The sequence below is a fragment of the Streptomyces alfalfae genome (assembly GCF_004127445.1).
Taxonomy (GTDB): Bacteria; Actinomycetota; Actinomycetes; order Streptomycetales; family Streptomycetaceae; genus Streptomyces; species Streptomyces alfalfae.
The window spans coordinates 1-24,244 of record NZ_QEXM01000047.1; the positions used below are offsets into that span (position 1 = coordinate 1).

Consider the following 24,244-nt stretch of genomic DNA (forward strand, 5'->3'; position numbering starts at 1 on the left):
CCCGCCAGGCGGCCGTGGCCCGCGCCGTCGCGGCCCGCCCCGCTCCCACCGTCCGGCGGCGCGGACATGCGCCCCGTGTCGACGTATTCCTGGAGCAGCCGCTCGGCCCCCGCCGCGTCGAGGCGCCGCCTCGGGTCCCGCTCCAGCAGGCCGCTGACGACGGGGAGGAGCGGGGCCGCGCGCTCCGGCGGCCGGATCTCCTCGTATATGACGGCGTGCAGGACACCGCCGATCGAGTCCCTGCGGAAGGGCGACTCGCCCGCGAGCGCGGTGACCAGCAGCGCGCCGAGCGACCAGAGGTCGGAGGCGGGGCCGGTCCGCTCCCCCGCGATGCGCTCCGGCGCGGTGTACTCCGGCGAGCCGACGAACGACCCCACTTCCGTCAGCGTCGTCGCCCCGCTGACCTGCGCGATCCCGAAGTCGGTGAGCACCACACGGCCGCCGGCCCGCTCCACGAGCACATTGGCGGGCTTCAGGTCGCGGTGCAGGATGCCCGCCTCGTGTGCGGTGCTCAGGGCGCCGAGCAGGTCAATGCCCATCCTGGCGACGGTCTGCGCGTCGAGCGGCCCGGTCCGGCCGATCTGCCGGGCCAGCGATCCGCCCTCGATCAGCTCCATGACGATGTAGGGCTGCTCGGCGTGCTCGACGACGTCGTGGACGACGACGATGTGCGGGTGCCGCAACTGGGCGACCGCACGGGCCTCGCGCAGGGTGCGCTCGCGCTGCTGGGCGGCCTCGGTGTCGGACAGCGTCTCGTCCCTGTCCAGTTCCTTGACGGCGACCTGACGGCCCAGCAGCAGGTCCGTGGCGCGCCACACCGTTCCCATGCCGCCCCGGCCGAGCCGCGCGTCGAGGCGGTAACGGCCCGCGATCACCCGGGCGTTGCCCTCGTCCCCCACGGCGTCGGCGTCCCCGCCGCCGGCTCTGCCCGCGCCGGCGCCGGCCGCGCCGGCGTGGTCTCCCAGGCTCCCCATGCGGCCATCATGCCCCACACGTGTACGAAGGAAATGGGTCTCCGCGCCGGGCGGCTGGTTCCGGCCGCAGCCACCGGGCGTCCCTCTGGCACACCGGAGCACCCGGGGCCGCGTCAGCGCTCCCGCCAGCCCCGGAGCATCGAGTCGAACTGCTGCCGGGTCTTGTCCCAGCCCTCGGCGGGGGCCGAGAGGTAGAGGGCGTACTCGACGCCGTCCTTGCTGATGTAAATCTGTTCGATGGCCCGCCGGGGGCCTCTGGTGGTGTCGTTCGCCCCGGCGGTCCAGCTGAACTCCCAGAGGGCTCCGTGCCGGCTGCGGAACGTGTTCGCGTCCAGATGCAGCCGCCGGTAGTCCTGGTACTTCCGCAGGCCCTTCTCCAGGTCCAGTTGATGCGTGTACGGGGAGTCGAAGTCCGGGCTCTTGTCGACGCCGATCCGCAGGAAGCGGCGTCCGCCGTCCGGCGTGTAGTCCACCTGGCTGCCGTTCGCCTGGCGCTTCCAGCCCTTGGGCAGCATGAGGCTGAAGCCGTCGGGGTCGTTCACGCGCACCCAGTCGGCGGGTATGCCGCGCGCGGGCTCCCCCGCCTCCTCGCTCGCGCTCTGCCCCTGGCCGCCGCCGTCGCCGGTGAGGTGCAGGAAGCCGAGGACCCCGCCGCCGCCGAGCAGCGCGGCCGCGACCACGAGGGCGGCGACGGCGAGCCCGCGGCGGCGCGGCGCGGCCGGAGCCGCCGCGGGGCCCCGGCCGTGGACGTCGTGGCCGCCGCCGGACCCCTGGACGGCCGTGACGGGCCCCGCCCCGTGCGAAGTCGCCGCGCCGTGCGGGGCCGTCGAGCCGTACGGGGTGGTCCGGCCGTACGAGGCAGCCGGATGCGCACGAGCGGGGTGCACCTGGGTCGGCACGTACGCCTGCGCCTCGGTCGGCCGCCGTCCCTCCGCGGCCTCGGCCAGCATCGACTCGGCCTCCTCTGCGGTCGGCCTGGCCGCCGGGTCCTTGCGCAGGAGCGCCTCGATGACGGGGGCCAGCGGGCCCGCGTGCGCGGGCGGTGACGGCTCCTCGGTGACCACGGCCTGCATGGTGCCGAGCGGCGACGTGCGCCGGAACGGCGAGGTGCCCTCGACCGCCGTGTACAGCGTGGCCCCGAGCGCCCACAGGTCCGAGGCCGGTCCCGGGTTGGCGCCGCTGACCCGCTCGGGCGCGAGGTAGTCGACGGAACCGACGACCTCGCCGGTGCGCGTGATCGTCGAGTCGCCTTCGATCGCGGCGATCCCGAAGTCGGTGAGCAGGATGCGGCGGTCGTCGGCGAGCAGGACGTTGCCGGGCTTGACGTCGCGGTGCAGCACCCCTGCGGTGTGCGCGGCCCGCAGTGCCTTCAGGGTCCACAGGCCGATCCGGGCGGCCTCGACCGGGTCGACGCGGCCCCGGTCCTTGACGGCGTCCGCGAGCGAACAGCCCTCGACCAGTTCCATCACGATCCAGGGACGGTCGTCGTACTGGATGACGTCATGGACGGTGACGACGGCGGGGTGGTTGATCCTGGCCGCCGCCCGCGCCTCCGTCTGCGTGCGCGCGAAGAGGACCGCGCGGTCGGCCTCCTGCACGAACTGCGCGGCCGTCAGTTCCTTGACGGCGACGGTACGGTGCAGCACCTCGTCCTGCGCGCGCCACACCCGTCCCATGCCACCGCGGCCAATGGACTCACCGAGACGGTAGCGGCCCGCGAGGAGCAGGCCCTGGCTCTGATTCACGTTCCCCCGCAATGGTATTGACAGGGCCAGGTTAAGGAGCGGGCCGCGTGCAGGGAACCGCAGGGGGGTCGCGGAGACCTCAATGTGACGCTTGCCGCTGATGTCCTGACGGGGCAGATCTGCCCCTCCCGGTGTGGCCGGGCAGTCTTCTGAGGGCCCGTCGGAGAGCCAACCGGAGACTTGGTAACCGGAGGGTCAACCGGAGACGTGGTAAGTGGTGGACGCCTGTTCGTAGAGCCGCGTCACCTCGTCGCGCTCGGCCTCCGGACCGCGCACCTGCACCACGTGGTACTTGCCTCCGACGACCATCGCGAGATTGCGTACGTACAGCTCGCGGCCCGCGTCGTCCTGCCAGGTGAACTGCCCCTCGGCCATGGCACGGCCGCCCACGTCGATGCGCCGCATCCCGCTGGAGGTGGCCCAGGAGGAGTCGCGGAACGGCTGCAGTTCCCGCTCGTGCTCGCGCTGGTACTTCATGGGGTCGCGGCCGTAGCCGTCGGTCGTGTCGCGGCCCGGCACCACGAGGAGCTCGAAGTCGCCGTGGGTGTAACGGACCTGCCCGCGGCCGTTCTTCGGCTGCCGGTCCCAGCCGCGCGCGACGGCCACGCGGAAGCCCTCGGTGTCCTTGCGCAGGGTGAACCCCTGCGCCACCTCGGGCCCGGTGGTCTGCGGCTGCTGCGAACCGCGGTTCTTGCCGGACGTGTCCTCGCCCTTGCCCTTGTCCCCGCCCTCACCGGGCTTCTCCTCGTGGCTGGGGTCGGGGTTCGGCGGCGCCGCCGAACCGGCCTCGCCCGCGGCCCCGGCCCGGTCGCCCGAGCCGCCCTCGTCGTTCTTGGGCATGAACAGCATGGCGTACGCGATCGCCGCCACGAGGCCGATCAGGATGGCGAGCAGCAGCAGCCGCCCCAGCGAACGCGGGCGCGCCGGGCCGCGCTCCCGCGACGCGGGCGCGGCCTCGCGCGGGGGCGGGGTCCCCCGCAGGTTCTGCGGCTCGCGCGGCGGCGCGGACGCCCGCACGGCCTTGCCCTTGCCGCGCTTGTGCCGGCCGTGCCCACCGGTGGTGGCGGGCGCGGACGCCCGGCGCTTGCGCACGACCTCGCCGCGGCGGCGCACGATGGGCAGCCGCCCCGCGTCGTACGGCGGCACCGGCACGACGTGCGCCCCCGCCTCCGGCTCCGGCGCGGACCGCACCAGCGAGCGGAGCCAGCCGCCGACCTCCTCGAAGTCCAGGCGCTCGGTGGGGTCCTGACGCAGCAGCGACTCCACGACGGGCCGCAGCGGCCCGCACTCCTCGGCGAAGGCGGGCGGTTCCGCGCACACCATCTGCACCAGCTCGGCGGTGCTGTCCTCGGGGTAGGGCGCGTGGCCCTGCACGGCCCGGAAGAGGAGCGCGCCCAGGGCCCACAGGTCGGTGGCCGGTCCGATCGGCGCGGCGAGCTGCCAGTTCTCGTGCACGGGGCCCGCCTGCTCGGGCGCCCACCGCTCGGTGACGGCGCCCACCACGACCATGCGGGCATGCCGCGCCCGCTCGGCGTCCAGAGCGCTCCCCGGCCCCCGCCGCGCCTCCCCGCCGTCTCCCCACTCACCGAAGCCGCCGGCGCCGGCGCCGACAGGGGTTGGGGTCGGGGTGGCTTCCGGGGCGGGGGGCGTGGACCCGGCGCGCGGGGCGAACGGCGTGCCGGAGCCTCGCGGGGCAGCGTGCGGGGCGTCGGTCGCGGGTGCGCCGCCGAGGTCGCGGGACCCCGTGTAGGGGCCGCCCTCGCGGGTGCGCGGCGCCGGAGTGCCCGTGCGGGCCGCCGGGACGCCGCCGCGGGGCGCCGCGCCGTGCCACGGCTTCGTCTCGGCCACTCCGTAGGGGTCCGTGATCCGTCCGGGCGGCCCGGGCTCCGCCTCGCGCCCCGAGGGTCCGGCCGCCCTGCCCGGCCCGCTCTCGCCGCCGCTCCGCGGCTGCGGCACCCCGCGCCCGCCGCCCTCCTCGTCGCCGACGCGCGCCGCGGCCCTCGTGCCCGCCCGGTACGCCGCGATGGCCGACCCCGCATGCGCGGTCCGCGCGTCGCTCCACGCCGCCCCCGCGGTGTCCGCCACCTCGACGGCACGCCGCACCGCGGAATCCGCGAAGCCCGCCGCAGGCGCCGGTTCGAGCGCCTCGTCCCCCGGTTCGTCCTCACGGTCGCCGTCGAGGCCCGGCTCGAAGGCCCCTTCGTACGCGGACACGCCCTCGTATAGGGACACGTCCTCGTACGCCGACACGTTCCCGACGGAGCCCGCCGAACCGGCCGCCTCTCCGGCCTCCACCGGCCGCGGGTCGTACCCGCACAAGGCTTCCTCGGCCGCTCCCGCCGCCAGGCCGGTCAGCATCACGCGGCCGTCGTCGCAGATGAGCACCGTGCGGGCAGTGATGTTGCGGTGGACCCAGCCGTGTGCGTGCAGCACGCGCAGCGCCGCGAGGACGTCCGCGGCGACCTCGGCCGCCCGGTACGGGCTCAGCGGCCGGTCGGCGAGGAGCGCCGCCAGCGGCCTCGCCGACACCAGTTCGCTCACTATCCACAGCGAGCCGCCCTCGGCGAACACGTCGAAGACCTGGTCGAGCCGCGGGTGATCGGGTATCTGCGCGGCGGTCTGCGCCGCCTCCATGGCGCGCCGCACCGCCGGGTCCGTGGGCCTGCGCGTCGTCCGCGCCGAGGCCCGCCGCATGCCGCCGGAGGCACCTGGCCGGGGCGCGAACCCTTCGGGCAGGTCGTCCTCGTCGAGGACCTCCGCCTCGACGACCTCGGGCAACGGGACCTGCCTGACCAGGACTTCCTGCCCGCTGTACGTGTCAAAGGCACGCGACTCGGCCAGTTCGTACTCGTCCGTGGGCGGTAACGGCAGGCGGTAGCGGTCGGCGAGCACCCGACCCGCGTAGTCGTCCACGATGCCTTCCCCGTCCGCCCGGTGGTCAATTCCGTTCGTCTTGCGGCTCATTGCGGCTTGTCACGCCTCTATTGCGGCTGCGCAGGGTCCGCAAGCATTCACGATACGTGCCCTACCCGCACCGCAATGAGGCGATTCGAGATCTCGGCGCCGAAATCTCGCGCCGGAGCCCGCGGGCCGGGTCCCCCCACCGGCCGAGCCGGCCCGGCACCGCGAGCGGTCCGGGCCGGGGCCGTGCGCGCCCTGGTTCAGGACTTCGGCTGGAACGTCCGCGTGAACGTCTTCCATGCGGAACGCCGCTGGTCACCGCCCCAGTCGTCGGCCTTGGCCGTGTACATCAATCCGTATCCGAGGCCGCTGTTGACGACGAAGCCGCGATCCACGGAGCGGTACTTGGTCCCGCCGTCCACGTAGGTGAACTCCCAGTCGGCGGTGTTCCAGCCGCGGAAGTCCACCTTCTCGATGCGAATCCGGTCGTACTGCGACCGGACCATGTAGTTCTCCTGGTTCTTCCAGTCGCTCACCGGGTTGTCCTTGGGCGTCGTCGTCCATCCGACGAGCAGCTTCTGCCCGTCGGGGCCGCTGAACCGCGCGCCCGCGCGGCTCGTGGTCTGGAACTTCCACCCCTTCGGCAGCCCGATCTTGAAGCCCTGGTCGTGCTTGTACGTCGACGCGGCGCCGTCCTCGGGCTTCTTCTCCTCGTCCTTGCCCGGATCGTGGCCCTGGCCCTCGTCGGCGTCCTCGCCCTTGCCCGGGTCCTCGGTCCTGCCCTCGCCCTGGGCCTGGTCCTCGCCGTCGCCCGAACCGGCGCCCTTGTCCGAGCCCTTGCCGTCCTTGCCGTTGTCGTCCCCGGCGGTCGCCCCGCTGGACGCGGCCTTGTCGCCGCCCTTGTTGTCCTCGCCGGAGCCGCTGTCGTCGCCGGAGAGCGCGAAGGCGAGCACCGTGCCGAGCACCGCGAGCACGGCCACCACGCTCACTATCACCAGCGTCCGCCGCGGCACCACGTCGGTGAGCGACGCCTTGGGCGGCACCCTCGGGGCACCCCTCGGCGGCGTCCCGAGGGGCGGCGCCGAGGCCGTGCCGGGCGCGCTCCCGGCGCCCGCGCCGACCCCACCGCTGCCCGTGCCGCCGGCCGTCGCCGCGCCCGCGCCGGTCGCCGCGCCGGGCGTGGTCGCCTTGCGGACCGACCGGAAGGCGTCCTTCAGCCGGTCGGCGGCCTCCTCGGCCTTGCTCCCGACACCGGCGGCCGCACCCGCGCCCGCGGCGGCGCCCGCCTTCTTCGCGGGCCTGGCCTGACCGCCCGGCTTCGACTGCTTGGCCGGCTTCTTCGGGAGCGGCGGCAGCGGCACCACCTTCGTCGCCTCGACCGGCTCCGGCTCCGCCGCGGCCTCCGGAGCGTGGATGACGTCCCGCAGGAGCGCCCGCGCCCCCGCGTCGTCGAGCCGCTGGGCGGGGTCCTTGGCGAGCAGGCCGTAGATGACCTTCTCCAGGGCGGGGCCGGCGTTCGTGGGCCGCTCCACGTCCTCGGTCATCACCGCGGTGAGGGTCGCGATGGCCGAACCCTTGTCGTAGGGCGGCACGCCCTCCACCGCGGCGTACAGCAGGCCGCCCAGTGACCAGAGGTCGGCCGCCGGGCCCGGCTTGTGGCCGCGGGCGCGCTCGGGCGAGATGTACGAGGGTGCGCCGACGAGCATGCCCGTGGACGTGATGGACGGGTCACCCTCGACCTGCGCGATGCCGAAGTCCGTGAGGACCACCCGGCCGTCCTCGGCGATCAGCACGTTCGACGGCTTCACGTCGCGGTGCAGGATGCCCTCGCGGTGCGCGGAGCGCAGCACGTCGAGCACGGCGAGGCCGACCTCGGCCGCCCGCCTCGGCGTGAGCAGTCCGTCCTCGCGGATGACCTCGGCGAGGGACTTGCCCTCCACCAGCTCCATCACGATCCAGGGCCGGTCGTCCTCGTCCACGACGTCGTAGACCGTCACGGCGCTGGTGTTGCGGATCCGCGCGATGGCCTTCGCCTCACGCAGCGTGCGCGTGATGAGCCGCCGCTTCTCCTCCTCGTCGATGCTCGAGGGGAACCGCAGCTCCTTCACCGCGACCGTACGGCCCAGCGTCTCGTCCTTGGCGCGCCACACCGTGCCCATGCCGCCGCGGCCGAGCACCTCTCCCAGCCGGTACCGGCCGGCGAGGAGACGTTCGCTCTTGTCCCGACGGGCCTCACCCGTCTGCTCCGCGTCCGACATGCGTCCCCTCTGCTGCTACCGCTGCTACCCGCGCAACCCGCCCTGACAGAGCCTTCATTGTCCCCTACTCGGGGACCACTCGACGCCCAGGGTCCACCGTTGCGCATGACGGCCCGCGCTCGGGGCGGGACCACCGTGCCCATACCGGGCCCCGGACCGGCCAACCCCCGTACGGGGGGCCTGATCTGCCGGTCCGTCGGCCCCGCCGACTCTCGGCGCGGGCCACGGAGGCCACTCTTCCGCTGCTCATCGGCCGAGGCAAGGCCCAATCCCCGGCCCTGTGCCCGACAGCCGACGGCTTCCGGCGCGGCGGGCCCTCACGACCGGTCACGCCCCGGCCGAAGCGGCCGCCACCGCGGCCCCTCGCGACACCCGACGCCTCGTCAGATAACGGGCGGACGAGGACAAGCGGGTCAACTCAGCGGCACGATGTCCGGCGCCCCCAGCCTCGCGGCGTCCGCCGTCAGGTCGTCGGGCTGGCGCTGCGACTCCCGCTCGGCCTCCACCCGCTTCTCGTAGTGCTGGACCTCCCGCTCGATCTGGTCCTTGTCCCAGCCGAGGACGGGCGCCATCAGCTCGGCGCACTCCCGGGCGCTGCGCGTGCCCCGGTCGAACGTCTCGATGGAGATGCGCGTCCGGCGCGTCAGCACGTCGTCCAGGTGCCGGGCGCCCTCGTGCGACGCGGCGTAGACGACCTCGGCCCGCAGATAGTCCTCGGCCGCCTGGAGCGGCGCGCCCAGGGCGGGGTCGGCGGTGACCAGTTCGAGCACTTCCTCGGCCAGCGCGCCGTACCGGTTCAACAGGTGTTCCACGCGCACCACATGAAGGCCCGTCCGGGCGGCGATCCTCGCCCGGGCGTTCCACAGCGCGCGGTACCCCTCGGCGCCCACGAGCGGGATGTCCTCCGTGACGCAGTCGGCGACGCGCTGGTCGAGGCCGTGCACGGCCTCGTCGACGGCGTCCTTGGCCATCACGCGGTACGTCGTGTACTTGCCGCCCGCGATGACCACGAGGCCCGGCGCGGGGTGGGCGACGGTGTGCTCCCTGGAGAGCTTGCTCGTGGCGTCGGACTCGCCGGCGAGCAGGGGCCTGAGCCCCGCGTACACCCCCTGGACGTCGTCGCGGGAGAGCGGCCGCGCGAGCACGGAGTTCACGTGCTCCAGGAGATAGTCGATGTCGGCGCTGGAGGCGGCCGGGTGCGCCTTGTCGAGGTCCCAGTCGGTGTCGGTCGTGCCCACGATCCAGTGCCGGCCCCACGGGATGACGAAGAGGACGCTCTTCTCGGTCCGCAGGATGAGGCCCGTCGTGGAGTTGATCCGGTCCTTCGGCACGACCAAATGGATGCCCTTGGACGCCCTGACGTGGAACTGGCCCCGCTCGCCGACCATGGCTTGCGTGTCGTCCGTCCAGACACCGGTGGCGTTCACCACCTGCTTGGCGCGGATCTCGTACTCCCCGCCGCCCTCGACGTCCTGCACCCGGGCGCCGACCACGCGCTCGCCCTCGCGCAGGAAGCCGGTGACCTTGGCGCGGTTGGCGACCTTCGCGCCGTACGCCGAAGCGGTGCGCACCAGGGTGGCGACATAGCGGGCGTCGTCCATCTGGGCGTCGTAGTACTGCATCGCGCCGACCAGGGCGTCCTTCTTCAGGCACGGGGCCACGCGCAGGGCGTGGCGGCGCGTCAGGTGGCGGTGCACGGGCAGGCCGCGGCCGTGGCCGCGCGACATCGACATGGCGTCGTACAACGCGACGCCCGATCCCGCGTACAACCTCTCCCAGCCCTTGTGCCGCAAGGGGTAGAGGAACGGCACCGGCTTCACCAGGTGCGGGGCGAGGCGCTCCAGGAGCAGTCCGCGCTCCTTCAGGGCCTCGCGCACCAGCGCGAAGTCGAGCATCTCCAGATAGCGGAGCCCGCCGTGGATCAGCTTGCTCGATCTGCTGGACGTGCCCGACGCCCAGTCCCTCGCCTCGACGAGGCCGGTGGACAGGCCCCGGGTCACCGCGTCCAGAGCCGTGCCGGCACCGACCACGCCTGCGCCGACGACCAGGACGTCCAGCTCCCGGTCGGCCATTCCCGCGAGTGACTCGGCACGCTCGGCCGGGCCCAGTGTCGCTGTCCTCACCGCTGCCTCCCGTTGCGATCGGGTGTGGTCGGACTCACATCATGCCCAGATTTCCGCCGCGCCCGCTGATCTCGCCCGCAGCCTGTGGACAACACTCCGGAGTCCGGCACGGCGCAATACCGCAAAACGGTCATATTTACTCCTAGTCTGACATTGCGCTCGCCTCTCTTGTCCACAGGGCTTGCGCGCTCGTACCGCTCCGGCTATTGGGAGGACGGCCCACCGCCATGCCCGCAGATCTCGCCGTCATCGGTCTCGGCCACCTCGGCCTGCCCCTCGCCCAGACCGCCGTCGCACGCGGCATCGCGACCATCGGCTACGACCCCGCCCGCGCCACCGACCTGGCGGGCGGCCGCCTGCCCAGCGACGGCACCGAGGGCATCCTCACCGCCGCCGACGTCCGCCGGATGCTCGCGAGGGGCTTCAGGCCGACCACCGACCCCGCCCAGCTCGGCCGCGTGCGCACCGCCGTCATCTGCGCCCCCGCTCCGCCCGCCGCCGACCGCTCGCTCGACCTGAGCCAGGTCGCCGAGGCCGCCCGGGCGCTCGCCGCCCGGCTGCGCCCCCACACCACCGTGATCGTGGAGTCCCCCGCGTACCCCGGCACGACCGAGGAATACGTCCGTCCGATCCTCGAATCCGGCTCCGGGCTGCGCGCCGGGCGCGACTTCCACCTGGCGTACTCCCCCGGCCGCCTCGACCCCGGCAACCGCGACCACGGCTACGCCGGCACCCCCAAGGTCATCGGCGGCATCACCCCGGCCTGCACCGAGTCGGCGGCGGCCTTCTACGGCCGGCTCACCGACAAGGTCGTACGCGCGCGTGGCCCCCGCGAGGCCGAGACCGTGCACCTTCTGGAGACCAACTACCGGCACGTGAACATGGCCCTGGTCAACGAGATGGCGGTGCTCTGCCACGACATGGGCATCGATTTGTGGGACGTCATCCGCTGCGCCGAGACCAAGCCGTTCGGCTTCCACGCCTTCCGCCCCGGCCCCGGCGTCGGCGGCCACGGCGTCCCCATGGACATCCCCGGGCCCGCCCGCGGCGCCCGCCCCCTGCGCATGGTCGAACTGGCCCAGCAGGTCAACGACCGCATGCCCCAGTACGTCATCCAGCGCTCCGCCACGCTCCTGAACGAGCACGGCAAGTCCGCCCGCGGCGCGCGCGTGCTCCTGCTCGGCGTCACCTACAAGCCCGACCTCGCCGACCAGCAGGGCGCCCCCGCCCAGGAGGTGGCCACCCGCCTCATGGAGCTCGGGGCGGCCGTCAGCTACCACGACCCCTACGTGCCGAGCTGGCAGGTCCTCGGGCACCCCGTCCCGCGCGCGGACTCCCTCTACGAGGCGGCGGCCGACGCCGACCTCACGATCCTCCTCCAGCACCACCGCACGTACGACCTCCAGGGCCTCGCCGTGAAGGCCCAGCTCCTGCTGGACACCAGGGGCGCGACCCCGGCGGGCGCGGCGCACCGGCTCTGAGGACGCGGAAGGGCCCCGGCACACCCGTGCCGGGGCCCTTCGAAGTGTGTCCGCGTCAGCGCTTGTGCTGCGAGTCCGCGACCGTCACCTCGACGCGCTGGAACTCCTTGAGCTCGCTGTAACCCGTCGTCGCCATGGCGCGGCGCAGCGCCCCGAAGAAGTTCATCGAACCGTCCGGGATGTGCGAGGGACCGGTCAGGATCTCCTCGGTCGTGCCGACCGTGCCGAGGTCCACCTTCTTGCCGCGCGGCACGTCCTCGTGGACGGCCTCCATGCCCCAGTGGTGGCCCTTGCCGGGCGCGTCCGTGGCGCGGGCCAGCGGGGAGCCCACCATCACGGAGTCGGCGCCGCACGCGATGGCCTTGGGCAGGTCGCCGGACCAGCCCACGCCGCCGTCGGCGATGACGTGCACGTACCGGCCGCCGGACTCATCCATGTAGTCGCGGCGGGCGGCCGCGACGTCGGCGACGGCCGTGGCCATCGGCACCTGGATGCCCAGGACGTTGCGCGTGGTGTGCGCGGCGCCGCCGCCGAAGCCCACCAGGACGCCCGCGGCGCCGGTGCGCATCAGGTGCAGGGCGGCCGTGTAGGTGGCGCAGCCGCCGACGATGACCGGCACGTCGAGCTCGTAGATGAACTGCTTCAGGTTCAGCGGCTCGGCGGCTCCGGAGACGTGCTCGGCGGAGACCGTCGTACCGCGGATGACGAAGATGTCGACCCCGGCGTCCACGACGGCCTTGGAGAACTCGGCGGTGCGCTGCGGGGAGAGCGCGGCGGCGGTGACCACACCGGAGTCGCGCACCTCCTTGATGCGCTGCCCGATGAGGTCGGCCTGGATCGGCGCGGAGTAGATCTCCTGGAGGCGCCGGGTGGCGGTCTCCGAGTCCAGCTCGGCGATCTCGTCCAGCAGCGGCTGCGGGTCCTCGTACCGCGTCCAGAGGCCTTCGAGGTTCAGGACGCCGAGGCCGCCGAGCTCACCGATGCGGATGGCGGTCCGCGGGGAGACCACCGAGTCCATGGGGGCGGCCAGGAAGGGCAGCTCGAAGCGGTAGGCATCGATCTGCCACGCGATCGAGACCTCCTTCGGGTCGCGGGTGCGCCGGCTCGGTACGACGGCGATGTCGTCGAAGGCGTACGCGCGGCGGCCGCGCTTGCCGCGCCCGATCTCGATCTCAGTCACGTTGTGGGGCCTTTCCCTCTTGGTCTGCCTGTCCAGTATCCCCGACACACACCGCAGGGGCGGCCCCGGTGACCCGGGACCGCCCCTTCACGCGTGCGTGCGGCCTGGCGGCTACTTCGTACGGCTGTAGTTCGGCGCCTCGACCGTCATCTGGATGTCGTGCGGGTGGCTCTCCTTGAGGCCCGCGGACGTGATGCGGACGAAGCGGCCCTTGCTCTCCATCTCGTCGATGCTCGCCGCGCCGACGTAGCCCATCGTCTGGCGCAGTCCGCCGACGAGCTGGTGCAGGACGTTGGCCAGCGGGCCGCGGTAGGGCACCTGGCCCTCGATGCCCTCGGGCACGAGCTTGTCGTCGGAGGCGACCTCGGCCTGGAAGTAGCGGTCCTTGGAGTAGGACCTGCCCTGGCCGCGGGACTGCATGGCGCCGAGCGAGCCCATGCCGCGGTACGACTTGAACTGCTTGCCGTTGATGAACATCAGCTCACCCGGCGACTCCTCGCAGCCCGCGAGGAGCGAGCCGAGCATCACCGTGTCGGCGCCGGCGGCGAGCGCCTTGCCGATGTCACCGGAGTACTGCAGGCCGCCGTCGCCGATGACCGGCACGCCGGCCGCGCGGGCCGCGACCGCCGCTTCGTAGATCGCGGTGACCTGCGGGACGCCGATGCCGGCGACCACGCGGGTGGTGCAGATCGAGCCCGGTCCGACGCCGACCTTGACGCCGTCGACGCCGGCGTCGATCAGGGCCTGCGCGCCGTCGCGGGTGGCGACGTTGCCGCCGATCACGTCGACGCCCACGCTCGACTTGATCTTCGACATCCAGCTCAGGGCGTTGCTGTTGTGGCCGTGGGAGGTGTCGACGATCAGGAAGTCGACTCCGGCTCCGGCCAGCGCCTGGGCGCGCTCCAGCGCCTCGGGGCTGGCGCCGACGGCGGCGCCGACGAGCAGCCGGCCCTCGGCGTCCTTGGCCGCGTTCGGGTACTGCTCGGCCTTCTTGAAGTCCTTGACGGTGATGAGGCCCTTGAGCCGCCCCGCGTCGTCGACCAGCGGCAGCTTCTCGATCTTGTGGCGGCGCAGCAGCTCCATGGCGTCCACGCCGGAGATGCCGACCTTGCCCGTGACCAGCGGCATGGGCGTCATGACCTCGCGGACCTGCCGGCTGCGGTCGTTCTCGAAGGCCATGTCGCGGTTGGTGACGATGCCGAGCAGCTTGCCCGCCGCGTCGGTCACCGGGACGCCGCTGATGCGGAACTTCGCGCAGAGGGCGTCGGCCTCGGCGAGCGTCGCGTCGGGGTGCACCGTGATCGGGTCGGTGACCATGCCGGACTCGGACCGCTTCACGAGGTCGACCTGGTTGACCTGGTCCTCGATGGAGAGGTTGCGGTGCAGGACGCCGACACCGCCCTGGCGGGCCATGGCGATCGCCATGCGGGCCTCGGTGACCTTGTCCATCGCCGCGGAGAGCAGCGGGATGTTCACCCGGACGTTCCTGGAGATGCGGGACGAGGTGTCGACCGCGTTGGGGAGCACTTCCGACGCGCCCGGCAGCAGCAGCACGTCGTCGTAGGTCAGCCCGAGTGTCGCGAATTTCTCGGGCACTCCGTCGACGTTTGCAGTCATGACACCTTCCCCAAATGGCCTTGATCGGTGCGGATGTCCATGCTAACGGCCGTGGAGGGTGTCTCATTCCACGAGCAAGATCATCGAGCGGCTTCGTGCGTTCGTACGGCCCGGGGGGTGGGCGAGGTCACTGCTCGGCGAGCGCCCGCAGCCGGCTCAGCGCGCGGTGCTGGGCCACCCGGACGGCCCCCGGCGACATCCCCAGCATCTGCCCGGTCTCCTCGGCGGTGAGCCCGACGGCGATCCTGAGCAGCAGCAGCTCGCGCTGGTTGTCCGGGAGGTTGGCGAGGAGCTTCTTGGCCCACTCCGCGTCACTGCTGAGCAGCGCGCGCTCCTCCGGGCCGAGCGAGTCGTCGGGCCGCTCGGGCATCTCGTCCGAGGGCACGGCGGTCGACCCGGGATGGCGCATGGCCGCGCGCTGCAGGTCGGCCACCTTGTGCGCCGCGATCGCGAAGACGAACGCCTCGAAGGGGCGCCCGGTGTCCTTGTAGCGCGGCAGGGCGAGCAGGACCGCGACGCAGACCTCCTGCGCCAGGTCCTCCACGAAGTGGCGCGCGTCACCCGGCAGCCGGGACAGCCGGGTGCGGCAGTAGCGCAGCGCGAGGGGGTGGACGTGCGCGAGGAGATCGTGCGTGGCCTGCTCGTCCCCCTCGACGGCGCGGAGGACGAGGGCACCGATCACCGTCGTCTTGTCTTCGCGCATCGGTCCATGGTGCCTTGACGGCGTCGGATCCGCGGCACCGCGTCCGTAGTTGTGCACTGAAGCGTTATGAGCAGGTGCGCCGGAACTCATCCTCCGCGCCCTCCCCTCCCGCTCGATCGACTCGTCCCCGAGGAACTCCACACCTCAAGGATGCGGCATCCGCCGCGAAGCGACGGCAACCGAGACCGCGACGCCCTGCCGCGGGCACCCGTCACCCCGCCCACCGGGCGGCGGGCGGGGAGCGCCGTGCCCCCGCGGCGGCACATTCAGCGGACCAGGCCCCAGCGGAATCCGAGCGCCACGGCGTGGGCGCGGTCGGAGGCGCCGAGCTTCTTGAACAGCCGCCTGGCGTGCGTCTTCACGGTGTCCTCGGAGAGGAACAGCTCACGCCCGATCTCCGCGTTCGACCGGCCGTGGCTCATGCCCTCCAGGACCTGGATCTCACGCGCCGTGAGCGTGGGCGCGGCGCCCATCTCGGCCGAACGCAGTCTGCGCGGGGCGAGCCGCCACGTCGGGTCGGCGAGCGCCTGCGTGACGGTCGCCCGCAGTTCGGCGCGCGAGGCGTCCTTGTGCAGATAGCCGCGGGCGCCGGCGGCGACCGCGAGCGCGACCCCGTCCAGATCCTCGGCCACGGTGAGCATGATGATGCGCGCACCGGGGTCGGCGGACAGCAGCCGCCGGACGGTCTCGACGCCGCCCAGGCCGGGCATGCGCACGTCCATCAGAATCAGGTCCGAGCGGTCGGCGCCCCAGCGGCGGAGGACTTCCTCGCCGTTGGCCGCTGTCGTCACACGCTCGACGCCGGGCACGGTCGCGACCGCGCGGCGGAGCGCCTCTCGGGCAAGCGGGGAGTCGTCGCACACGAGGACGGATGTCATGACTGTCCTCCGCGGCTCTCACAGCTGCTGCGCGTCACCTTGAGCCTCCAGGCTGGTACTTATTCGTCACCTGTGCGGTTGACGCTCTCGGACACCTGCCCGAGCGCTTCTTCTTTCAACCGCCTCGCACTCTCAACGACGGTCACCCGAAAGAGTTACGGGGCTGTCAGCCATCTTCGGCACTCTACGTGAGGGCGCGGATACGGCGGAGAGGACGCGGCAGACCCACGAGCTTTCCTCACAGAGGCTGCCCCATTTAGCGCCTTTTCTTCCCTTTTTGCGGTGTCTGAGGCTAGATTCCTAATGAGTCATATTTTCATCTCCTTAGATCGTAGATGTACGGTCGTGGGCACCGTATCCCGTCAGAACGGCTTCAAGGGGACCAGCAATGGCAGACTTCTCCCGCCTTCCCGGACCGAACGCGGATCTGTGGGACTGGCAGCTCCTCGCGGCCTGTCGCGGGGTCGACAGCTCGCTCTTCTTCCACCCGGAGGGTGAGCGGGGCGCGGCGCGCAGCGCCCGAGAGAACTCCGCCAAGGAGGTCTGCATGCGGTGCCCGGTCCGCGCCGAGTGCGCCGCGCACGCGCTGGCGGTCCGCGAGCCGTACGGCGTGTGGGGCGGCCTCACGGAGGACGAGCGCGAGGAGCTGATGGGGCGCGCGAGGAACCGCCTCGTCACCGCGTCCTCGACGACGGCTTCGGCGTCCGCCGCGACGGCGTCGTCGTCGCACCACTGAAGGAACGTTTTTCCCGGTAGGCCGGTGTCACGGACGGACCGGTTACGGACAGTTACCGGGGCCGACCGGGCAGTGTCAGCGGGCAGCGGCCCGCGCGAGGTGGTCGAGGGTGGCCGCGACGGCCGGCACCTGCGCCAGGTCCGGCAGCGTGAGCGCGACGATCTCCCGCCGCACCGGCGGCTCCACCGTCACCGTACGGACCCCTCTCGGGCGTACGGACTCGATCGCCAGCTCGGGCAGGACCGCCACCCCGAGGCCGGCGCCGACCAGGCCGATCACCGCCGGATAGTCATCCGTGGCGAAGTCGATCCGGGGCACGAAGCCCGCACCCTCGCAGACGTCCACGAGCTGCCTGCGGCAGCGCGGGCACCCCGCGATCCAGGGCTCGTCGGCGAACTCGCCGATGGTGACCGACTCCGCCTCGGCCAGCGGATGCCCCTCGGGCACGAGGCCGACGAGCCGGTCCGCGAGCACCGGCCGCACCACCAGGTCGTCCCAGTCCTCGGCGGGCGCGCCCGCCCTCGTGTCGTCGGGCGTCGCGCGCCGCGCCTCGTAGCGGAAGGCGAGGGCCACGTCGCAGTCGCCCTCGCGCAGCATCTCCACCGAGCGCGGCGGCTCGGCCTCCACGAGGGAGACGCGGGTGCCGGGGTGCTCCGCGCGCAGCGCCGCGAGGGCGCCGGGGACCAGCGTCGAACTGCCGCTGGGGAACGACACGAGCCGGACGCGTCCCGCGCGCAGGCCCGCGATGGCGGCGACCTCCTCCTCGGCCGCGGTGAGCCCGGCGAGGATGCCCGTGGCGTGCCGGACCAGGGCCTCGCCCGCCTGGGTGAGGCGCATCTCGCGACCGGTGCGGATCAGCAGCGGCGTGCCGGCCGAGGCTTCGAGGGCCTTCATCTGCTGGCTCACGGCGGGCTGGGTGCAGCCCAGCTCGCGGGCGGCGGCCGAGAAGGAGCCGGTGGTGGCGACGGCGCGCAGCACGCGGAGATGACGGGCCTCGATCATGGTTCGAGCATAAGCGACGCTTGGACGGAAGGTGAAATATCACGTCGCCGCTTTGAGGCGGGTCGCCTAATCTGCCTGACCATGAAGCTTCTCTCCGTGAACATCGGGCGCCGCGCCGCCGTCGCGTACACCTCGGCGCCCTCCGGTCTCACCGGCATCGACAAGCGTCCCGTGGCCGAGCCGGTGCACGTGACGGCGCCGGGCCCCGGGGGCGGCAGCGGCCTCGCGGGCGACGAGATCGCCGACCCGCGCCACCACGGCGGGGACGACCAGGCGGTGTACGCCTACGCGCGCGAGGACCTCGACGCCTGGGAGCGCGAACTCGGGCGGCCGCTGGCCGACGGCGTCTTCGGCGAGAACCTCACGACGGCCGGCGTCGACGTGAACGGCGCGCGGATAGGCGAGCGCTGGCGGATCGGCGGCGGCCCGCTCCTGGAGGTGACGAGCGGGCGCGTCCCCTGCCGGACGTTCCAGGGGCACCTGGGCGAGACGGGCTGGATGAAGCGGTTCACCCGGCAGGGCGTCACGGGCGCCTATCTGCGGGTGCTCGAACCGGGGATGATCCGGGCCGGCGACCCGGTCGAGGTGGTGCACAGGCCGGAGCACGGCATCACCGCCGCGCTCCAGTTCCGCGCCGTCACCACCGAGCGGGAACTGCTGCCGAGGCTGCTCGAAGCGGGCGACGCCCTGCACGCCGGGGCCGCGGAGAAGGCCCGCGTCTACGTGGCGCGGCACGGGTCCGGGGTTTCCTGACCCGAGCCGCCCCGCCCGCGCGACGCGCCCGCCGCCGGATCTCACTAGCCTTGGGCCATGACTACGGCTCTGATTACGGGATCGACCGCCGGCATCGGCGCCGCCTTCGCGCGTCGCCTCGCCGGTGACGGGCACAACCTCGTCCTCGTGGCGCGCGACACCAAGCGGCTGCGGGAGCAGGCGACCGAGCTGCACGACCGGCACGGCATCGAGGCCGAGGTGCTCACCGCCGACCTCTCGACGGACGGCGGCATCGAGGCCGTGGAGAAGCGCCTCGCCCGCCGCAGGGACCCGGTGGACCTGCTGGTCAACAACGCCGGGTTCGGCAACAAGGGCCGCTATCTGGAGGTGCCCGTCGCCGACGAGCTGACGATGCTCAAGGTGCACTGCGAGGCGGTGCTCCGGCTGACGTCGGCGGCGACGGAGACCATGCGCGAGCGCGGCCGGGGCGGGGTGGTGAACGTCGCGTCGGTGGCGGCGTTCCTGCCGCGCGGGACGTACGGGGCCTCGAAGGCGTGGGTGGTGCAGTTCACCCAGGGCGCGGCGAAGGACCTCGCGGGTTCGGGGGTCCGGCTGATGGCGCTCTGCCCCGGCTTCGTCCGTACGGAGTTCCACGAGCGGGCCGGGATGGGCACGGACAACATCCCCAAGTGGATGTGGCTCGACCCCGACAAGGTCGTGGCGGCGGCCTTGGCGGATCTCGCGCGGGGCAGGACCTTGTCCATTCCCGATCCCCGGTACAAGGCACTCATGGGGGTGGCGAAGCTGGCGCCTCGCCCTCTGCTGAGCGGGGTCACGTCCCGTACGGGGCGGAAGTACGGGCCCCAGTAGGGCTGCCTCCCTCTCGCGGGGCGCGTCTGCCGGGTTCTCGCCGTTCCCGGCCGCGGCTCGTGGTCCGTCCTCGCGCGGTTCCCCGCGCCCGACGAAGAACCGGCGAAAGGGCTGAGGCCCGGCTCCCCCGTCAGGGGAAGCCGGGCCTCAGTCACGGTTCGAGCGAGCGCAGCGCCTCAGTGGGAGTGGCCGTGCCCGTGGCCGTGGCCGGCGTCGGCCTCTTCCTCGGCCGGCTTCTCGACGACCAGGGTCTCGGTCGTGAGGAGCAGCGACGCGATGGACGCGGCGTTCTCCAGGGCGGAGCGGGTGACCTTGACCGGGTCGATGACGCCGGCCTTGACCAGGTCGCCGTACTCGCCGGTCGCGGCGTTGAAGCCGAAGCCCTTGTCGAGCTCGGCGACCTTGGAGGTGATGACGTAACCCTCCAGGCCGGCGTTCTCGGCGATCCAGCGCAGCGGCTCGACGGCGGCGCGGCGGACGACGGCGACACCGGTGGCCTCGTCGCCCTCCTTGCCGAGGTTGCCCTCGAGGACCTTGACGGCGTGGACGAGGGAGGAGCCACCACCGGAGACGATGCCCTCCTCGACCGCGGCGCGGGTCGCGGAGATGGCGTCCTCCAGACGGTGCTTCTTCTCCTTCAGCTCCACCTCGGTGGCGGCGCCGACCTTGATGACGCACACGCCGCCGGCCAGCTTCGCGAGGCGCTCCTGGAGCTTCTCGCGGTCCCAGTCGGAGTCCGTGGCCTCGATCTCGGCCTTGATCTGGGCGACGCGGCCCTCGACGTCGGCCTTGTTGCCGCCGCCGTCGACGATCGTGGTGTCGTCCTTGGTGACGGTGACGCGGCGGGCGGTGCCGAGCACGTCGAGACCGACCTGGTCGATCTTGAGGCCGACCTCTTCGGCGATGACGGTGGCACCGGTGAGGGTGGCCATGTCGCCGAGCATCGCCTTGCGGCGGTCGCCGAAGCCGGGGGCCTTCACCGCGACGGCGTTGAAGGTGCCGCGGATCTTGTTGACGACCAGCGTCGACAGGGCCTCGCCCTCGACGTCCTCGGCGATGATGAGGAGCGGCTTCGAGGAGTTGGCCTGGATGACCTTCTCCAGCAGCGGCAGGAGGTCCTGGATGGAGGAGATCTTGCCCTGGTGGATCAGGATGTACGGGTCGTCGAGGACGGCCTCCATACGCTCCTGGTCGGACACCATGTACGGGGACAGGTAGCCCTTGTCGAAGGCCATGCCCTCGGTGAAGTCCAGTTCGAGACCGAAGGTGTTGGACTCCTCGACGGTGATGACACCGTCCTTGCCGACCTTGTCCATCGCCTCGGCGATGAGCTCGCCGACCTGCGGGTCCTGGGCCGACAGACCGGCGACGGCCGCGATGTCGGCCTTGTCGTCGATCGGGCGGGCGGTGGCGAGGAGCTCCTCGGAGACGGCCGCGACGGCGGCGTCGATGCCCTTCTTCAGGGCGGCCGGGGAGGCGCCGGCGGCGACGTTGCGCAGGCCTTCCTTGACCAGGGCCTGGGCGAGCACGGTGGCGGTGGTGGTGCCGTCACCCGCGATGTCGTTGGTCTTGGTCGCCACCTCCTTCACGAGCTGGGCGCCGAGGTTCTCGTACGGGTCCTCGACCTCGACCTCACGGGCGATGGTCACGCCGTCGTTGGTGATGGTCGGGGCGCCGAACTTCTTGTCGATGACGACGTTGCGGCCGCGGGGGCCGATCGTCACCTTGACCGTGTCGGCAAGCTTGTTGACGCCGCGCTCAAGGGCGCGACGGGCGTCCTCGTCGAACTTCAGGATCTTCGCCATGGGAGCGGTTCAGCCCTCTCGAAACTCAGGTGAACGAGCCGCGCCCCTCGCCGCCCGGCAATCAGCGGGGTGACCAGGGGCGCAGCTCAAAGCAAAAATTTGCTTCAGGGGTGAATTACTTCTCGACGATCGCGAGCACGTCGCGAGCCGAGAGGACGAGGTACTCCTCGCCGTTGTACTTCACCTCGGTGCCGCCGTACTTGCTGTACAGCACGATGTCGCCGGTCTTCACGTCGAGCGGCAGGCGCTCGCCGTTCTCGAACCGGCCCGGGCCCACGGCCAGGACGACGCCCTCCTGGGGCTTCTCCTTCGCGGTGTCCGGAATGACCAGGCCAGAGGCGGTGGTCTGCTCGGCATCGAGCGGCTGGACCACAATGCGGTCCTCAAGCGGCTTGATGGCAACCTTGGAGCTGGCGGTCGTCACGATCCGGTCTCCCCCTTCGGAGATCTCACGGGGTCAAGTCTGAGGTGTGGCGACCAGGTGGATCCGTCGTCGCGGGTGCCGGACCTGCCCGTCGCTGTTGGCACTCTCCAACGGGGAGTGCCAGAAGTGAGACTAGGACGGCGATTAGCACTCGGTCAAGCGGAGTGCCAATCGGCGGCGTCGGGCTTTCACGGTTCGCCGGTCGCCGCCGGCCCCGGCGGGCTCGGCACGGGCGTGTCCTGGCAACGGTTTCCGGCGCCTGTCGGTTCCTGCCGCGCCGTCTCCGCGGCGCGGGACCGCCCGGTCACCCGTGGCCCGGCGGCGGGAGCCGTGTCCGCCCTTCCCCGAGCTCTCAGCTCCGTTCGAGCAGGGGAGACCCCGACCGCCGCATGGGACGCCCGCCCGCAGCGAGGCTCCCCCGGCGAGCGCCTCGGCACCTTCTCCGCCGCCTTTCTGCCCAGGCGTTCGATCGGGTCCACCGATTCCGCGCACCCCGTGAGCAGTGCGGGCGCGAGCAGGGCGCCGAGGAGGGCTCCGGCCAGGAGACGGCGCCGCGCCCGCGCCCGGGGGGTCATAGGTAGTCCTCCAGCCGGGCCACCGCGTAGCCCCGGTCCGTGACCGTCTTCATGACCTCGCGGACCATGTCCGGCATGGAGCCCTTCCAGTCCTCGCGGCCCCGGAAGTGGGTGAGGATGATGTCACCGGGATGGAGGTCCTTGTCCCACTCGCGCCACTCCATGTGGTCGGCGAAGGCCTCGGACGCCCACAGGGGCACGGCCTTGATGCCGCAGGACTTGGCGGCGCGGAGCGTGTCCCGGTTGTAGTTGCCGTAGGGCGGACGGAAGAGTTCGGGGCGCTTGCCGTACTTCTCCTCGATGACGTCCTGCATGCCGCAGATCTCCCGGCGCTGGGCCTCGTAGGAGAGGCCGGGCAGGTAGGGGTGGTGGAGGGTGTGGTTGTTCAGGGCGACCCCCCGGTCCTGCATCTTCCTGAAGTACCCGTAGTCCTTCTTGACCAGGTAGTCGCTGAGGAAGGCCGTGTAGGGGATCTTCAGGTCGCTCATCATCCGCAGCAGCGCCGGGTCCTTCTCGTCCCCGTCGTCGATGGTCAGGAAGACGACCTTCTGCCGGGTCGGGACGGTGGTGAAGACCGGCGGCAGCTTGGACTGCCCCGCCACCTCGAAGCCGTCGCGGGTCGTGATGCGCGGCTTGGTCCGCGGCGGCTCGGGAGCCTGCAGCGGCGGATCGGCGAGACCCCAGCGCCTGGCCGCGGCGGCCCGCGCGGCCTGGGCGCTCTCCAGCCGGTGGGCGTAGAGGTCGAGGGCGTCGGCGGCCGGGGCCTGGAGCGCCCGGCGGCCCCCGGCGCCGGGCGCGCCGCCTCTGCCGTCCCCGGAGGCGCACCCCGAGGCGATCGCCGCGACGGCGAGCACGGCCACCGCCGCGCACAGCTGGCTCTTCCGCCTGACAGCGGAATATTCCTTTTGTCGTACTAGTTGCATGGCGCCGGATCCTCGCAGCTCAACGCCCTGCCGAGGGGCCGACACCGCCGCCCCGCCCCGCACCGTCCACCGACTGGCCCACAATGGGGCGGGTGAACGACCCGAACACGCCGAGTACCCACGACGCCGGCCCCGGCGACCCCCTCGCCGCCTTCGCGGCCCTCCTCACCGAGGAGGGCAGGGCCCTGCTCGACGAGGTGCGGGACGTCGAGCCCGCGCGGGAACTCGCGGCGGCCACCCGGCTGCGCCGCGAGCACCCCGCCGCCCTCGTCTCCGCGGCGCTGGCCCAGGCCCGCCTGCGGCAGCGCGCCACGGCGAAGTTCGACGTCCGGGACGCGGCCCGGATGTTCTTCACGCCGGACGGCTTCGAGCAGTCCACCCGCACCTCCGTCGCCACCTACCGCGCCGAGTGCTTCGCGGCGCTCGGCGTGCGCTCCCTCGCCGACCTGTGCTGCGGCATCGGCGGCGACGCCATCGCGCTGGCGCGGGCCGGGATCTCCGTCCTCGCCGTCGACCGTTCCCCGCTGACCTGCGCGGTCGCGCGCGCCAACGCCGAGGCCCTCGGTCTCGCCGAGCTGATCGAGGTCCGCGAGGCGGACGTCACCGAGGTCGACACCACCGGGTACGACGCGGTGTTCGTGGACCCGGCCCGCCGGGGCGGACGCGGCCGGATCTTCGACCCCGAGGCGTACTCACCGCCGCTCTCCTGGGCCGTCGAGGCGGCCCGCAAGGCCCCGCGCGCGGCGCTGAAGATCGCCCCGGGCGTCCCGCACGAGGCGGTCCCCGACGAGGCCATGGCGGAGTGGATCTCCGACCGGGGCGACGTGAAGGAGGCCGTGCTCTGGTTCGGCGACGACGTGACGCCGGGGACCCGGCGGGCGACGCTGCTGCCCACGGGCGCCTGGATCGACGCCTCGCCCGCCGCCGCGCTCCCCGACCCCGCCGTACGGCCCGTCGGGCGCTACCTCTACGAGCCCGACGGCGCCGTCATCCGCTCCCATCTGGTCGCCGAGGTGGCCGAGCAGGTCGCGGGCGGCCTCATCGACGAGACCATCGCCTACGTCACCTCCGACGAGCTGCACGCCACCGACTACGCCACCGCGTACGAGATCACCGACCAGCTCCCCTTCAACGTGAAGAGGCTCAAGGCGCTGCTGCGGGAGCGCGAGGTCGGCGTCCTCACCGTGAAGAAGCGCGGCTCGGCGGTGGAGCCGGAGGAGCTGCGGCGCAAGGTGAAGCCGCAGGGGCGGAACTCCGCGACCGTCTTCCTCACCCGGGTGGCGGGCGCCCCGACCATGCTGATCGGACGCCCGGCGGCCGTCTGAGAGCCCGCGC

The 24,244-nt window shown here is 72.7% G+C and carries 18 protein-coding genes; 5 read left to right on the forward strand and 13 right to left on the reverse strand.

Annotated elements, in window-relative coordinates; all coding sequences use genetic code 11:
• From DCW30_RS29165 to DCW30_RS29185, 5 genes are all read right to left on the reverse strand, one after another.
• A partial coding sequence (locus tag DCW30_RS29165; protein WP_164992605.1) for a serine/threonine-protein kinase occupies window positions 1–974 on the reverse strand: 974 nt, incomplete at its 3' end.
• A gap of 113 nt (window positions 975–1,087) precedes the next feature.
• Window positions 1,088–2,719 (reverse strand): serine/threonine-protein kinase, encoded by a 1,632-nt coding sequence (locus DCW30_RS29170; protein WP_076684936.1) that lies wholly within the window; start codon window positions 2,717–2,719, stop codon window positions 1,088–1,090.
• A 195-nt stretch (window positions 2,720–2,914) separates the two neighbouring features.
• Window positions 2,915–5,632 carry a protein kinase gene (locus DCW30_RS29175; RefSeq protein WP_076688966.1) on the reverse strand — a complete coding sequence of 906 codons (2,718 nt, stop codon included), beginning with the start codon at window positions 5,630–5,632 and terminating at the stop codon, window positions 2,915–2,917.
• A 248-nt stretch (window positions 5,633–5,880) separates the two neighbouring features.
• Window positions 5,881–7,878, reverse strand: coding sequence for a serine/threonine-protein kinase (locus DCW30_RS29180; protein WP_076684937.1), 1,998 nt, complete (start codon window positions 7,876–7,878; stop codon window positions 5,881–5,883).
• Between the two features lie 413 nt (window positions 7,879–8,291).
• Window positions 8,292–10,001, reverse strand: a complete 1,710-nt coding sequence (locus tag DCW30_RS29185; RefSeq protein WP_076684938.1) for a glycerol-3-phosphate dehydrogenase/oxidase — start codon at window positions 9,999–10,001, stop codon at window positions 8,292–8,294.
• A gap of 227 nt (window positions 10,002–10,228) precedes the next feature.
• Here DCW30_RS29185 and DCW30_RS29190 point away from each other — a divergent pair, with 227 nt between their 5' ends.
• On the forward strand, window positions 10,229–11,482 hold the full coding sequence (locus DCW30_RS29190; protein ID WP_076684939.1) for a nucleotide sugar dehydrogenase: 1,254 nt from the start codon (window positions 10,229–10,231) through the stop codon (window positions 11,480–11,482).
• Window positions 11,483–11,537: 55 nt separating this feature from the next.
• Here DCW30_RS29190 and DCW30_RS29195 read toward each other — a convergent pair whose 3' ends face one another.
• From DCW30_RS29195 to DCW30_RS29210, 4 genes are all read right to left on the reverse strand, one after another.
• Window positions 11,538–12,662 (reverse strand): GuaB3 family IMP dehydrogenase-related protein, encoded by a 1,125-nt coding sequence (locus DCW30_RS29195; protein WP_062775222.1) that lies wholly within the window; start codon window positions 12,660–12,662, stop codon window positions 11,538–11,540.
• 111 nt (window positions 12,663–12,773) lie between these two features.
• Complete coding sequence (gene guaB, locus DCW30_RS29200; protein ID WP_076684940.1) at window positions 12,774–14,279, reverse strand: IMP dehydrogenase; 1,506 nt, start codon at window positions 14,277–14,279, stop codon at window positions 12,774–12,776.
• Window positions 14,280–14,406: 127 nt separating this feature from the next.
• On the reverse strand, window positions 14,407–14,982 hold the full coding sequence (locus DCW30_RS29205) for a sigma-70 family RNA polymerase sigma factor (RefSeq protein WP_062775217.1): 576 nt from the start codon (window positions 14,980–14,982) through the stop codon (window positions 14,407–14,409).
• A 266-nt stretch (window positions 14,983–15,248) separates the two neighbouring features.
• Window positions 15,249–15,860 (reverse strand): response regulator transcription factor, encoded by a 612-nt coding sequence (locus tag DCW30_RS29210; protein ID WP_003948568.1) that lies wholly within the window; start codon window positions 15,858–15,860, stop codon window positions 15,249–15,251.
• 388 nt (window positions 15,861–16,248) lie between these two features.
• On the opposite strand from DCW30_RS29210, the gene DCW30_RS29215 reads away from it, so the two are divergent.
• Window positions 16,249–16,596 carry a WhiB family transcriptional regulator gene (locus DCW30_RS29215; protein WP_062775214.1) on the forward strand — a complete coding sequence of 116 codons (348 nt, stop codon included), beginning with the start codon at window positions 16,249–16,251 and terminating at the stop codon, window positions 16,594–16,596.
• Between the two features lie 75 nt (window positions 16,597–16,671).
• On the opposite strand, the gene DCW30_RS29220 is transcribed toward DCW30_RS29215, so the two are convergent.
• On the reverse strand, window positions 16,672–17,598 hold the full coding sequence (locus tag DCW30_RS29220) for a LysR family transcriptional regulator (protein ID WP_076684941.1): 927 nt from the start codon (window positions 17,596–17,598) through the stop codon (window positions 16,672–16,674).
• 81 nt (window positions 17,599–17,679) lie between these two features.
• Here DCW30_RS29220 and DCW30_RS29225 point away from each other — a divergent pair, with 81 nt between their 5' ends.
• Window positions 17,680–18,351 carry an MOSC domain-containing protein gene (locus DCW30_RS29225; protein WP_076684942.1) on the forward strand — a complete coding sequence of 224 codons (672 nt, stop codon included), beginning with the start codon at window positions 17,680–17,682 and terminating at the stop codon, window positions 18,349–18,351.
• Between the two features lie 57 nt (window positions 18,352–18,408).
• Window positions 18,409–19,182 carry an SDR family NAD(P)-dependent oxidoreductase gene (locus DCW30_RS29230; protein WP_062775209.1) on the forward strand — a complete coding sequence of 258 codons (774 nt, stop codon included), beginning with the start codon at window positions 18,409–18,411 and terminating at the stop codon, window positions 19,180–19,182.
• Window positions 19,183–19,358: 176 nt separating this feature from the next.
• Here the strand turns inward: DCW30_RS29230 and groL are convergent, their stop codons facing one another.
• The 3 genes from groL to DCW30_RS29250 form a co-directional block, all read right to left on the reverse strand.
• Window positions 19,359–20,987 (reverse strand): chaperonin GroEL, encoded by a 1,629-nt coding sequence (gene groL / locus DCW30_RS29235; RefSeq protein ID WP_076684943.1) that lies wholly within the window; start codon window positions 20,985–20,987, stop codon window positions 19,359–19,361.
• A 115-nt stretch (window positions 20,988–21,102) separates the two neighbouring features.
• Window positions 21,103–21,411 (reverse strand): co-chaperone GroES, encoded by a 309-nt coding sequence (gene groES, locus DCW30_RS29240; RefSeq protein WP_016434667.1) that lies wholly within the window; start codon window positions 21,409–21,411, stop codon window positions 21,103–21,105.
• A 571-nt stretch (window positions 21,412–21,982) separates the two neighbouring features.
• On the reverse strand, window positions 21,983–22,909 hold the full coding sequence (locus DCW30_RS29250; protein WP_076684945.1) for a polysaccharide deacetylase family protein: 927 nt from the start codon (window positions 22,907–22,909) through the stop codon (window positions 21,983–21,985).
• 83 nt (window positions 22,910–22,992) lie between these two features.
• Here DCW30_RS29250 and DCW30_RS29255 point away from each other — a divergent pair, with 83 nt between their 5' ends.
• Window positions 22,993–24,234 carry a THUMP-like domain-containing protein gene (locus tag DCW30_RS29255; protein WP_076684946.1) on the forward strand — a complete coding sequence of 414 codons (1,242 nt, stop codon included), beginning with the start codon at window positions 22,993–22,995 and terminating at the stop codon, window positions 24,232–24,234.
• The last annotated feature ends 10 nt before the right edge of the window (window positions 24,235–24,244 follow it).

Coding starts and splice junctions, on each gene's coding strand:
- DCW30_RS29190 (WP_076684939.1), top strand. CDS start 10,229: ATGCCCGCAGATCTCGCCGTCATCGGTCTCGGCCACCTCGGCCTGCCC.
- DCW30_RS29210 (WP_003948568.1), bottom strand. CDS start 15,860: ATGACATCCGTCCTCGTGTGCGACGACTCCCCGCTTGCCCGAGAGGCG.
- DCW30_RS29230 (WP_062775209.1), top strand. CDS start 18,409: ATGACTACGGCTCTGATTACGGGATCGACCGCCGGCATCGGCGCCGCC.
- DCW30_RS29215 (WP_062775214.1), top strand. CDS start 16,249: ATGGCAGACTTCTCCCGCCTTCCCGGACCGAACGCGGATCTGTGGGAC.
- DCW30_RS29225 (WP_076684942.1), top strand. CDS start 17,680: ATGAAGCTTCTCTCCGTGAACATCGGGCGCCGCGCCGCCGTCGCGTAC.
- guaB (WP_076684940.1), bottom strand. CDS start 14,279: ATGACTGCAAACGTCGACGGAGTGCCCGAGAAATTCGCGACACTCGGG.
- DCW30_RS29180 (WP_076684937.1), bottom strand. CDS start 7,878: ATGTCGGACGCGGAGCAGACGGGTGAGGCCCGTCGGGACAAGAGCGAA.
- groL (WP_076684943.1), bottom strand. CDS start 20,987: ATGGCGAAGATCCTGAAGTTCGACGAGGACGCCCGTCGCGCCCTTGAG.
- DCW30_RS29255 (WP_076684946.1), top strand. CDS start 22,993: ATGGGGCGGGTGAACGACCCGAACACGCCGAGTACCCACGACGCCGGC.
- DCW30_RS29205 (WP_062775217.1), bottom strand. CDS start 14,982: ATGCGCGAAGACAAGACGACGGTGATCGGTGCCCTCGTCCTCCGCGCC.
- DCW30_RS29220 (WP_076684941.1), bottom strand. CDS start 17,598: ATGATCGAGGCCCGTCATCTCCGCGTGCTGCGCGCCGTCGCCACCACC.
- DCW30_RS29250 (WP_076684945.1), bottom strand. CDS start 22,909: ATGCAACTAGTACGACAAAAGGAATATTCCGCTGTCAGGCGGAAGAGC.